The 12,428-nt window shown below is 41.9% G+C and carries 12 protein-coding genes; 5 read left to right on the plus strand and 7 right to left on the minus strand.

The annotated features are described in order from the left end of the window. Positions 1-250: 250 nt before the first annotated feature. The 5 genes from BLU33_RS24580 to BLU33_RS24595 form a co-directional block, all read right to left on the minus strand. Positions 251-1,591, minus strand: a complete 1,341-nt coding sequence (locus BLU33_RS24580) for a sigma-54-dependent transcriptional regulator (protein ID WP_091380984.1) — start codon at positions 1,589-1,591, stop codon at positions 251-253. 197 nt (positions 1,592-1,788) lie between these two features. After that, a complete protein-coding gene (locus tag BLU33_RS24585; protein WP_091379830.1) occupies positions 1,789-2,109 on the minus strand; it encodes a hypothetical protein in 321 nt (106 codons plus the stop codon). Next, on the minus strand, positions 2,109-2,231 hold the full coding sequence (locus BLU33_RS25625; RefSeq protein WP_255485088.1) for a hypothetical protein: 123 nt from the start codon (positions 2,229-2,231) through the stop codon (positions 2,109-2,111). Before BLU33_RS25625 ends, BLU33_RS24585 begins: the two co-directional genes overlap by 1 nt. 644 nt (positions 2,232-2,875) lie before the next feature. Beyond that, complete coding sequence (gene recO, locus BLU33_RS24590) at positions 2,876-3,601, minus strand: DNA repair protein RecO (RefSeq protein ID WP_091379832.1); 726 nt, start codon at positions 3,599-3,601, stop codon at positions 2,876-2,878. Further along, entirely contained in the window at positions 3,591-3,959 is a 369-nt protein-coding gene (locus tag BLU33_RS24595) for a diacylglycerol kinase family protein (RefSeq protein WP_197684543.1), read from the minus strand. The genes recO and BLU33_RS24595 overlap by 11 nt, the downstream gene beginning before the upstream one ends. A gap of 411 nt (positions 3,960-4,370) precedes the next feature. Between BLU33_RS24595 and BLU33_RS24600 the strand changes: the two genes are divergently transcribed. Further along, positions 4,371-5,147, plus strand: a complete 777-nt coding sequence (locus BLU33_RS24600) for an SDR family oxidoreductase (protein WP_091379838.1) — start codon at positions 4,371-4,373, stop codon at positions 5,145-5,147. 66 nt (positions 5,148-5,213) lie between these two features. Here BLU33_RS24600 and BLU33_RS24605 read toward each other — a convergent pair whose 3' ends face one another. Next, on the minus strand, positions 5,214-5,660 hold the full coding sequence (locus BLU33_RS24605; RefSeq protein WP_091379841.1) for a VOC family protein: 447 nt from the start codon (positions 5,658-5,660) through the stop codon (positions 5,214-5,216). Between the two features lie 149 nt (positions 5,661-5,809). On the opposite strand from BLU33_RS24605, the gene ileS reads away from it, so the two are divergent. The 4 genes from ileS (at position 5,810) to BLU33_RS24625 (ending at position 11,504) form a co-directional block, all read left to right on the plus strand. After that, on the plus strand, positions 5,810-9,202 hold the full coding sequence (ileS, locus tag BLU33_RS24610; protein WP_232009355.1) for an isoleucine--tRNA ligase: 3,393 nt from the start codon (positions 5,810-5,812) through the stop codon (positions 9,200-9,202). Further along, positions 9,202-9,588 carry a TraR/DksA family transcriptional regulator gene (locus BLU33_RS24615; protein WP_091379848.1) on the plus strand — a complete coding sequence of 129 codons (387 nt, stop codon included), beginning with the start codon at positions 9,202-9,204 and terminating at the stop codon, positions 9,586-9,588. Before ileS ends, BLU33_RS24615 begins: the two co-directional genes overlap by 1 nt. After that, positions 9,588-10,193 (plus strand): lipoprotein signal peptidase, encoded by a 606-nt coding sequence (locus BLU33_RS24620; protein WP_091379851.1) that lies wholly within the window; start codon positions 9,588-9,590, stop codon positions 10,191-10,193. Before BLU33_RS24615 ends, BLU33_RS24620 begins: the two co-directional genes overlap by 1 nt. 333 nt (positions 10,194-10,526) lie before the next feature. Next, positions 10,527-11,504 (plus strand): integrase core domain-containing protein, encoded by a 978-nt coding sequence (locus BLU33_RS24625; RefSeq protein WP_091369631.1) that lies wholly within the window; start codon positions 10,527-10,529, stop codon positions 11,502-11,504. Positions 11,505-11,645: 141 nt separating this feature from the next. On the opposite strand, the gene BLU33_RS24630 is transcribed toward BLU33_RS24625, so the two are convergent. Then, positions 11,646-12,098 (minus strand): 3-oxoacyl-ACP synthase, encoded by a 453-nt coding sequence (locus tag BLU33_RS24630; protein ID WP_091379854.1) that lies wholly within the window; start codon positions 12,096-12,098, stop codon positions 11,646-11,648. Positions 12,099-12,428: the final 330 nt, after the last annotated feature.

Raw genomic sequence — 12,428 nt, forward strand, 5'->3', positions numbered from 1 at the left:
AGGGAGATAATAATTCATTGAGGGGAAAGGATATCCTGAAGTAACGTAATAGCCCATGAAAAGCCAATAACTATATAATATATTAACCAGTTTTCGCAGCGGTCTCTCGCAGAGGACCCTGCGTGGTTGTGAATTGGACTAAACACCTTGCATGCGTGCGCAGGGTCCTCTGCCAGAGACCCTGCGGGGACAAAATATGGATAGGGGCTTTATTATTCAGTTTGGATAAAAGAAATGCCGTAGCAAAGGATCAGACTATTTTATATTCTTCTATTTTGCGGTATAAAGTGGAGATACTTATACCTAAAAGGCGTGCCGCCTCGCCTTTATTGCCTTTTGCATGATACAGCGCTTTTTTTATAAACTGGCTCTCGATAAGCGATAGGTTAAATGGTTGTGTACTATCGCTGCCATCGTTATCATGCATAAAAAATTCAATGGGGAGCAAATCGGTGGTGAGGGTTTCACCGTTGGCTAATATCACAACACGTTCAATAACATTCTTCAGCTCGCGGATGTTTCCCTTCCACTCGTGCCCGGTTAAAACTTTGATAAACTCCGGATCCATATTAATAACCGAGCGGTTTATTTTATTGGCAAATCTTTTTAAGAAATAATTAGCCAGCATTTCAATATCGTCACGGCGCTCGCGCAAGGGTGGCAAGGTGATGGTAAATACCGAAAGCCTGTAAAAAAGATCGGCCCTGAATTTATTATGCTCAATCTCTTGCTTCAGGTCCTTATTAGTAGCAGCTATTATGCGCACATTTGATGTAGTGGTTTTAGAGTCGCCAATTTTGTGGAATGTGCCATCCTCTAAAACGCGTAACAACTTTGCCTGTAGCTCAAGGCTCAGCTCACCTATCTCATCCAGAAAGAGTGTGCTGTTATTGGCTTCTTCAATTAAGCCCTTCTTGTCCTTATTAGCCCCTGTAAATGCACCTGCTACATAGCCGAATAATTCGCTGTTCAATAATTCGCTTGAAAATGAGCTGCAATTTAGAGCGATAAACGGGTTTGCCTTGCGGTCGCTCTCTTCGTGTATAGCCTTTGCAAAAACTTCTTTACCTGTTCCGGTTTCGCCCAATAATAAAACAGTGGTATTGGTATGCGAAACTTTTACAGCCAAATCAATTGCACTAATTATAGCCGGCGAACTTCCTAATATGGTTTCAAAGCTATAGGGCCTGGCAGCGGTGTTTTCGAGCTGATAAGTTTTAAACTGGTGATTGGCTTTAGCTAAGGCTTTACGTAATAAGGGTAAAATCTTGTCATTATCATCGCCTTTGGTAAGGTAATCGAAGGCCCCGTTTTGCATAGCCCTTACGCTATCCTTTATTGATCCGAATGCGGTTAAATTAATTACCTCAATATAAGAATGGATACGCTTTATGCGTTTTACCAGTTCAATCCCATTTTCATCAGGCAACTGTACGTCACTTATTACAACCCTTACATCCTCGTTTTCCAAAAGCTTTATACCGGCTTTGGCTGATTGGGCTTTTAATACATGGTACCCATCTATTTCAATAATCCTTGCAAGCAAACTAAGTAGCCTGGCTTCATCCTCTACAATTAAAATAGATTGCATTTTCTGGTCAGTAATATTTATGCGATCTGTATATGCCAAAAAAGTGCCGAATTGTAAAAATCTCCATTTAAATGCTGATTTACACAGCATTCTGATTCGTGGACAATATTTGTAAACAAAAATACCCTCTCATAATGAAAGGGTATTTTTCAAATTGAATATATGTTTATAATTCAATTTAGAGGGAAGTGCTGATCTTAATGCCTCAACCTGCCTGGATTGTAAGCTATCAAATATTGCAGACTGCTGCCGGCAGGGTTATGTGCATGGCTGCTTTCCTTATTATATTTTGCATGCACCAGCTTTGATTTTACCAGGTGGAACATTTCTGACAGAAATTCAGGCAATACTTTTGCTGATATGGTTGGGAAATATTTCTTTTCAAGAGCTGCCTTTTCCTGATCGGTAGCCATGCTGAACTCCCAGGATTCGTCTGGCTTAAAGCCGTTTTCAACGGCGCAATTATTCAGGTCGTATACGTATAGTTTAGCCTTTTGCTCAATGGTTTCATTTATCATTATTTCTTCTTTTTGTTAAGGGGTAGTACTTCAATTTTCGCTGTGCTGGTTTTGCCCGATTGATAATCAGACGGGGCTTTTTTCCCAACCGGATTAGGCATAGATTTTTTGTCTTTACTCATGATTTGTAAATTAAATGATCGTCAAAAAAGCAGTAATTCAATTTTTGTTGCTTTATGTTAGTGTAGCCTAAGCTTAAAAATTACCGTGTCAGAAAATTGGTAATGCCTAAGAGAAGAGTAAAATATTGGCGAGCCTAAATGTTTTTTTACAATGTAGTCATTATAATTTGGTAATCAGCACATTCCTTTTTCTAACGGTTTAAGTGTATTTGCATTGTTACACATATTATAATATTATTATCAGAAAAATTGACATAGGCCCGATTTTGCCTCTGAAACCGTTTTGAAAGGCTTTTGGCTTATAAATAATTGAAAATAGTTGATTTTTTTTAATTTTTGTAATAACTGCGCCTTATTTAATCGTTTTTTGGAAAAAACATATAAATATTGCGCTGCTATTAATCATATTATATTTTTTATGGCTTTTTTTGACTAAAAGTGCTCATTTTTTACTCTTTTTTACAAGTTTTTCTGTTAAAAAAAGTTAAAAAATTATGCTACTAAAATTATAGATTATATATTTGTGCTATTGTTATTATCGGTCTAACCAAGCTTGTTCTTTATGATATAATAATGAGGTCAGTTAAAATGAAAAAAAGAGATAGCCCGAAAGCTTTCTCTTTTTTTTTGCCTTTTTTTCGGAATTAACCTAAAACCTCTTCAAGTACAGCCTGGGAGCGGATATTCCCAAAGCTTTCAATATGCAGCGCGTAGTACTCCAGGAGTTTGGAGATCAGGTAGCGCCGATCATCATTAGATATTTTTAATTGGACGATGTTTTCAAAGCTGCATTGCAGCAGGTTGTAAAAATTGTGAGTATGCGGCGGCGACAGGTATGAAAAACTATCAGGCTTATACTGGTTGAAAACACCGTTCTTCATATCAAAGTAGTCGGCATCATCAGCACGACTCATGTCGGGGTAAAAACCCAGGTAGCGCGTAAGCTGTATCAGGAATAATAAATGAAAGTTAGCCAAGCCCTCGGTGGCATTGTCCAATAGTTCAATAGCGCTAAATACAAATCCAAATAAATTCTCATCTGCCCCTTGCTGGCGTATGGCTTTATATAAAACTTCGTTCAGGAAAATAGCCAGACAACTTTTTATCACATCATACGGCACCGACAATAATACCGGCGAATTTTTAAGCTCGGAGATGCGCTGTATACTGGTATTATTTTTATGATATACCACCAGGTCGAGCAAATGCAGGGGCTGCAGCATATTGCGGCTTATTTTGGCCTTTGGCTTTTTTACCCCATTAATGATGTATGATTGCAGGCCGAATTTTTCGGTAAACAGCTGCACTATAACGCTGCTTTCGCCATAATCGGTAGTCTTAAAAACGATGGCCCGCGTTTTATGCAGCATGATTTATAAGTGCTAACAGCTTTGGTAAAAAGATGATACAACCGGTTATCAGCGCAAAGAAAGCGGCAATCAATACCGCGCCGGCGCTAACATCTTTTACATGCCCGGCAAGCTCGTTATAATCGGGGGATACCAGGTCGGTTAGAAATTCAATGGCGGTGTTGAATAGTTCGGCCATCAATACCAGGGTAACGCAAAGGATGAGCCATTGCCATTCGTTTACCGATATATGCAGCGCGTAACCCATAAATGCAGCCAGCACGGTAGCCACCAAATGCACCCTGAAGTTAAGCTGTGTTTTTGCAGTGTAACCTATCCCCTTAAAAGCATAACCAAAACCGCGTATGAATTTTTTCATCGAACCAAATTTAAAAATATAAAAGTTAATATACTGGTAGGTGTTTTTTTCATCCTCTTTCCGTCGCAGGCATTATCTGAACCGGAATTTTATGAATTTTTTGAATGAACAGAATTCCATAAATTCCTTAATTCTTTAAATTCGGGTTCTGATAATTTGGGCGTTCCCGCTATTCAGCGGGCCGTGCTTTCCGCTCATACTACACAGGCATTAGGCGCAAGGCCGGTATCCGCTGCAATCACTAACGCAAAACTTCAACGCGCTCCGCCGACTCACCCGGTCTTAGCTTCGCTCGACCTCCCTCTCTTCGCCTGCGGCGGAAAGAGGGCAAAGCAATTTAAGTTATATATTGATTGCGTGCCAGAACAAAATGCTCCCTGTCTTGGTTCTTGAATCTTAACTCTTTAACAAATGGATTTAAAACTCACCAACAAAGTAGCCATCGTACTGGCAGCCAGCAAAGGCCTGGGTAGGGCAATAGCCACCACCCTATCCGCCGAAGGCGCAAAAGTTATTATTGGCTCGCGCGATGAAAATGAACTAAACAAAACTGCTGCTGAAATACAAAAGCTTACCGGTAACCCCGTTACCGCCATCGCCATTGATGTGTCAAAAAATGAGGAAATAGAAAGTTTTGTTAAAAAAGCAGCGGCGATTTATGGCCGTATCGATATCCTGCTCAATAATGCTGGCGGACCACCATTTGATAAATTCGAGAATTTTGATGAACAAGCCTGGCAAAAAGCTTTCGACCTGAACCTGCTAAGCGTAGCAACCATGAGCAGGCTGGTGTTGCCTTATCTAAAGCAATCGGGCAATGGGCGCATCATTAATATTATCAGCGGTTCAGTGAAATCGGTTTTAGCAAATTCGGTACTATCCACCAGTATGCGCATGGGGGTTGTAGGCATGGCAAAACTAATGGCCGATGAATTTGGCCCGTACAATATCACGGTAAACAATGTGGCGCCGGGCCTGATATTAACCGACCGTATAAAAGACACCGTACCCAAAGGTGCTGACCCTGAACAAGCCTTAAAAGAAAAAGCAAAATCCATCCCGTTAGGAAGAATAGGCAAACCTGAAGAACTGGCGGCAGTAGTGGCGTTTCTGGCATCAGAACAAGCCGCGTATGTTAGCGGCACAACCATACAGGTTGATGGTGGGGCGAACAGGGCGATATTTTAGAAAAAATATCGCTGCCGCGAGTTTAGCGCAGCGTAACTCGTGGTGCGGCATGGTTAAGCTTCCAGCTTAAATAGGTTTAAACCACTCAAAATATTTAGTTTCCTCCGGCACGTCGGTAGGGCTTTCAAAATCAAGCCTATAGCCATCAATATCATCAAAAGCTACCACCCATAGGTTGTTACCAACAAAAGGTTCGTCTATCTCAACGCCTTTTGCGGTAAACTCATGATAAAGGGCAAGCGCGTCGAGGCATTGAAAGCAGATGGATATGCCTTTGCCCGGCTGGTTTGTTGTGTATATCCAATGGTCTTTTTTACGGGGTTCCTGCAGCATAATGGCTATGGAATCACGCTTCAGCCAGCACCATTCAATTTTGCCGTGCGGGGTCCAGTCCATGGCTACAATAAAGCCAAGTTTTTCGATATAAAATTTTAGCGAAGCCTCCATGCTCTTTACCATGAAGAAAGGCACTGCCTGCTGAATATTTACCGGTGGGTGATCTGCATTGTCCATTTTTGATGATTTTTTGCTTGTTTTTATGGCATATTCAGTTAAAAATAAGGCATAATTTTCAATTTTTCGGTGTTATTAATCGCATTTATGTGACTTTTTCTTATGCAAATTCCGTATTTTTGCAACCTCTAAAATTTAGGTGTAAAAAATTGAAGTACAAGGAATATAAGCAGTTAAATTTATCGGATACCGGCAAGGAAGTACTGGAGTTCTGGAAGAAGCATAATATTTTCGAAAAAAGTATCAGCAGTCGCCCGGCAAACAACCCATACACATTTTATGAAGGTCCGCCGAGCGCCAATGGTATGCCCGGCATCCACCACGTAATGGCCCGTGCCATTAAGGATATATTTTGCAGGTACAAAACCCTGAAAGGTTACCAGGTAAAACGCAAAGGCGGTTGGGATACCCATGGCCTGCCTATTGAGCTGGCTGTTGAAAAAGCATTAGGCATTACTAAGGACGATATCGGTAAAAAGATCTCCATCGAAGATTATAACGCTGCCTGCCGCAAGGAAGTAATGCGCTATACCGACGTGTGGAACGACCTGACCGAAAAGATGGGTTACTGGGTTGATCTTGAAGATCCATACATCACCTACAAAAACGAATACATTGAGAGCCTTTGGTGGATATTGAAAAAGTTCTACGAAAAAGGATATTTATATAAGGGCTATACCGTACAGCCTTACTCGCCAAAATCAGGTACCGGCTTAAGCTCGCATGAGCTGAACCAGCCCGGTACTTACAAAATGGTGAAGGATACGACCATTGTGGCGCAGTTCCATTTAAAGAAAGACCAGCAGCACCCGCTGATGCCGGTTTTATTTGATGGCAACGAGGATACTGTAATTTTAGCATGGACAACCACCCCGTGGACACTCCCATCAAATTGCGCGCTGGCTGTTGGCGAAAACATCAACTATGTTAAAATAAAAACCTTTAACCCTTATACCTTCGATGCGGTGAGCGTTGTATTGGCTAAGGATCTGGTAAGTAAATATTTTAAGGCCGAAGGAGAAAACGCTTCATTTGCCGATTATAAAGGCGGCGATAAAGTTATCCCTTGGCAATTAGTGGCATCGTTTACAGGTAAGGACCTGGTTGATCTGCGTTATCACCAATTAATGCCTTACGTAACCAATGCCGACCTGGAGCAAAATGCCTTCCGTGTTATCCCGGCTGATTTTGTGACTACCGAGGATGGTACAGGCATTGTACACACCGCATCAGTTTTTGGCGCAGATGACTTTAGGGCCTGTAAGGAAAATGGCGTGCCGTCAGTAATGATCATTGATGAAAATGGCAAGGAAGTGCCTTTGGTTGATAAACAAGGTAAGTTTGTTACCGAGGTGACGGATTATGCTGGCCGTTACGTTAAAGAAGAATATTACACCGATGCTGAACGTGCTGAACCTGGTTTTAAACCTACGGATGTACTCATCTCCATCAAACTAAAAACAGAGAACAAAGCGTTCGACGTAAAAAAATACGAGCACAGCTACCCGCACTCCTGGCGCTCTGATGAACCAATTTTGTACTATCCGCTGGATAGCTGGTTCATCCGCACTACTGCCGTTAAGGATAAAATGGTGGAGCTGAATAAAACCATTAACTGGAAACCAGAATCAACCGGAACAGGTCGCTTTGGCAACTGGCTGGAAAATCTGGTCGACTGGAACCTTTCCCGTTCACGTTACTGGGGTACCCCGCTACCTATCTGGCGCGAGGTTGATGGCAACGAGGAAAAATGTATAGGTTCTATCGCGGAGCTTGAAAAAGAAATCAAGATCTCGATGGTCGCGGGTTTAATGCCTGAAAGCTTTGAGCTGATAGATATGCACCGCCCTTATGTTGATGATGTGATATTAACCTCATCAAACGGTAAGCCGATGCTGCGTGAGCCCGACCTGATTGATGTTTGGTTTGATAGTGGTGCTATGCCTTACGCGCAATGGCATTTTCCTTTTGAAAACAAGGAAGAATTTAAAAACGCCTATCCGGCTGATTTCATAGCCGAAGGTGTCGACCAAACCCGCGGCTGGTTCTTTACCCTGCATGCCATAGCTGTATTATTGAGCGAAGCAAGCGACGAGGTAAAAGAAATTAATGCTGAGGTTGGCAATAAAGGTATCGCGTTTAAAAACGTGGTATCAAATGGTTTGGTGCTGGATAAGAATGGCAACAAAATGTCTAAACGTTTAGGCAATGGCGTTGATCCGTTCGAGATCATCCAGCAATATGGCGCTGATGCTGCCCGCTGGTACATGATCAGCAACGCATCGCCATGGGATAACCTTAAATTTAATATTGATGGCATTGACGAGGTGCGCCGTAAATTCTTCGGTACGTTGTACAATACCTATAACTTCTTCGCGCTGTATGCCAATATTGATAAGTTCCATTACAGCGAAGCAGAAATTGCTATAAAGGACCGTCCGGAAATTGACCAATGGATCATTTCTCTGCTGAATACTTTAAGTAAGGAAGTTGATGCTTTTTATGCTGATTTTGAGCCTACCAAAGCCACCCGCGCCATACAGGATTTTGTTGATGCGCACCTAAGCAACTGGTACGTGCGTTTAAGTCGCCGCCGTTTCTGGAAATCAGATAACTCGGCGGATAAGCTTTCGGCCTACCAAACGCTTTATACTTGTTTGGTTACTATAGCTAAGTTAATGTCGCCTGTGGCGCCGTTCTTTGCCGATAATCTGTATAACGACCTGAACAAGATCACCAAAAAGGAAAATTTTGAATCGGTTCATTTGGCTGATTTTCCGGTATACCATACCAGTTTGGTAAATAAAGCGCTGGAAGACCGCATGCAGATGGCTCAGGATATCTCTTCACTGGTATTATCACTGCGTAAAAAGGTAGGCATCAACGTTAGGCAACCATTAAGCAAGATCTTATTGCCAATATTGGATAAGCACTTTAAGCACCAGGTGGAGCAGGTAAAAGAATTAATACTTTCTGAAACAAATATCAAGGATATTGAGTACATTACCGATGCATCCGGGTTCATTAAAAAGAAAGTAAAACCAAACTTTAAAGCATTAGGTGCAAAGGTTGGTAAAGACATGAAAGCCGTAGCCGAAGCCATAACTAATTTCGACCAGGATGCGATAACAAAGTTGGAAACTGAGGGTAGTATCCTGATACAGGTCACAGGCCACACAATCCTCGCAACCGATGTTGAAATCATAGCGGAAGATGTTCCGGGCTGGCAAGTTGCAAATTTAGGAAAACTAACGGTGGCTTTAGATGTTACCCTTACCGACGAACTGAAACAGGAAGGTATATCGCGCGAGCTGATAAACCGAATACAGAATCTGCGGAAGGGAAAAGGATTTGAGGTAACTGACAGGATAAATGTTCGTATAACTGACCATCAGCTTATTAGCGATGCAGTGAAAAATAATTTAACCTATATTTGCGCCGAAATTTTGGCTGACAGCATAGTGCTGGATAGTCAATTGGAAGAAGGCGAAAAGACAGTTATTGATGAAATTGAAATTTTAATTGCTATTAGTAAATCATAATGAAAGAAGAAACAACAAAGACCAGATATTCAGAAAGTGATTTAAAGGAATTTAAAGACCTTTTGTTAGACAAATTGCGCATTGCCCGTGAGGAATTAAATGCGTTGGCAACATCATTAAGCTCGCCAAATGCAAATGGCACTGATGATACCGCCGGTACCTATAAAACGCTGGAGGATGGTTCTGCAACATTGGAAAAAGAACAGATAAACCAGCTTGCTGCCCGCCAAAAGAAATTTATTGAGCAATTAGAAGCTGCGCTTGTACGTATTGAGAATAAAACTTATGGCGTTTGCCGCGAAACCGGTAAACTGATACAAAAAGAGCGCTTACGTGCCGTGCCACACACTACACTGAGCATGGAGGCAAAACTGAAACAGAATTAATGAAACCAGCTTACCTAAAACCTTTTTTAACTGCTGTTTTTATTGTTCTTTTTGACCAGATCATCAAAACCTGGGTACGTACAAATATGTACCTGGGGCAGGATATCCACTTTTTAGGTAGTCATGGCATGTTGCATTATACCGAGAACAACGGTATGGCATTTGGTATGGAACTGGGTGGCGATCTGGGCAAACTTGTATTAACTGTATTCCGTATCGTAGCCGTTGTAGCCATTGGCTACGGTATGGTTTATTTAATAAAACATAAGTACAATCGTGGACTAATTATATGCGTATCGCTCATCTTTGCGGGGGCGCTGGGCAATATTGTCGATTCCACTTTTTATGGTATCATCTATCAAAACGCGCCTATATTTTATGGACGTGTAGTTGATATGTTTTACTTTCCGCTCATTTCAGGCAATTTCCCGCAATCCGTACCGGTATGGGGTGGGCAGGACTTTATCTTCTTCCGCCCAGTGTTTAACCTGGCCGATGCATCTATATCAGTAGGTGTGATATTGATATTGCTATACCAGAAACGCTATTTCAAACGCGAAATACCAGAGGTAAACAGCCCGAATAGTGAGATGATGGAAGAGTAATTTTGATTTCGGAATTGGGATGTTCGATTTCGGATTTATTGTTTCAAATTGTCATGCTGAGGTACGAAGCATCTATTATACGAGCGAAAACCATTGAATAGATTCTTCTATATCCAAAGGCGATGCGCTGGATATGATCGGCCTGGATGTGCAAACCGCTTTTATACAGGGTCGTAATATTAACCTGGATAACCTGCATAAGCAATTGTACCGCAAGTTTAGTGCTAAATATGGGTTGAAGGCGAATTTGTAATTGATTCCCGATTGTCATTGCTGTAAAGGTCAGATAATTCGGTAACAGAATTAGCTTTAAACAAATAAGCTAAGAAAGTTATGCGCAACATTAATAATGACCTCACATTAAAACGGAATTATCTGAATAAGTACCGTTTTCTGATCAGCGAATATGAGCAGGTTAAACGGGGTGAACATCTGAACTACAGGTTTGCCAAAGAGTTTTATGCGGCCCATGATACCGATCCAAGGAGTTTTTTACTGTATTATAACCGTTTTAAACAATCAGGTAATGAACAGGATCTGCTGCCTGCCAAACGAGGGCCAAAGTACAGTACACGACGCCCCGCTCCTGAAGATGAGCAGCAAGTACTTGACCTTCGGTTGAGGGGCTGCAATAAGTTCGAGATAGCCGACCAGTTTAAGCAAAAAGCTAATAACTTTACGCCATCGCCTTCAGGCGTATACAACATCCTGAAGCGGCACAATAAGAACCGTTTAACCGTCGCAGATAAAGAAGTAAAGCGAAAGATCATCAAAGAACGTATGGGCCAGTTAGGACATATTGACTGTCATCACCTGAGTAAAAGCGTGATCAGGGGACAAAGCAGGAAGCTTTACCTGATTTGCGTATTGGACGATTATTCCCGCCTGGCCTGGGCACAGGTGATGCCGGACATCACCGCGCTTACCACTATGTTTACTGCCCTGCATTGCATGCAGGCACTTAAGCGGGAGTTCGGTATCCAGTTCGAGGAGGTCATTGCTGATAATGGCCCGGAGTTCGGTACTTCCACCAGTTTGCAAAAACGCAACCATCCCTTCGAAAGAATGCTGATGGAAACAGGCATTAAGCGCCGTTATATGCAGCCTTACCGGCCACAAACCAACGGCAAGGTGGAACGCTTCTGGCGAACGCTTAAAGAAGACCTGATTGAAGATACAGACTTTGACAGTCTAGAAGAATTGGAAGACGAACTCTTAAAGTATCTCGTCTACTACAACTGGGAACGTCCACATCAAGGCATCAACGGCAAAAAACCTATCGATATGGCCTCCCTAAACAACAAAAAATAATACCTAATTCTGTTACCGAATTACTAAACCCTTACAATTGCGAGAGATAGCGCGGCAACCTCGTCGCTTGCAGATATAAACGCGACGAGGTTGCTTCGTCGTTCCTCCTCGCAATGACATGTTTTTTATGATGTGCGTGACCTACACCACCTCAATCACCCTATACCCCTTCCCATTCAACTCAAACCCATCCCCAACTTTCAGCCCCTTTAACTTTATCCCAATAGGTGAAGCCGGTGAAACGGCAAAATAACTTTCGCCATTAACAGCCAGTGTCCCCGCGCTTATGGCTATATAGAATTTACCATTATTGGTAATAATCAAACTCCCGGTTTCTACTATTGCCGAACTGCCTTTGGCGCTGATCCGGTTTAAGGCCACTATCAGTTTATTGGCTTCGTTTAATTGTGTGGTATTGCGATCCTTTTCCTGCTGCATCATGGCGCGGCCCGTTTCGTATTTATCGCCCGCGCTGCTTTTGGTATCATCGTTTGATGCCTGTTCGGCAGCCTTAAAAGCTTTTTCAGCTTCATCCATACGTTTTTGTACGTAGGTCGTGCATAGTTTGTGGAGTTCCTCTTTTATATCAGGCATTTGTGTGCTGTTAATCTACTCCAAATTAAAATGTCATTTCGAACGATAGTGAGAAATCTTCTGCATCAAGCATATCCGCTTTGCAGATCGAAGAAGATTTCTCCTCGTACCTCGTCGAAATGACAAAAGCGAGAGTAATAAAGCAAATATAAAAATAAAAGCCCCCGTGCACTCGCTGCTTGGGGGCTTTCAACCTAAACCTTATCACAATGTAGGTGAGAATCACCTACAATACACAAACGTAATATTTTATCTTTTAGATATATCTACCTATAGGAAAATGAACAAACTGACAAAATAATGATAATCTGTTTTGGCTATGATTCAGAA

The sequence above is a fragment of the Mucilaginibacter mallensis genome (assembly GCF_900105165.1).
Taxonomy (GTDB): Bacteria; Bacteroidota; Bacteroidia; order Sphingobacteriales; family Sphingobacteriaceae; genus Mucilaginibacter; species Mucilaginibacter mallensis.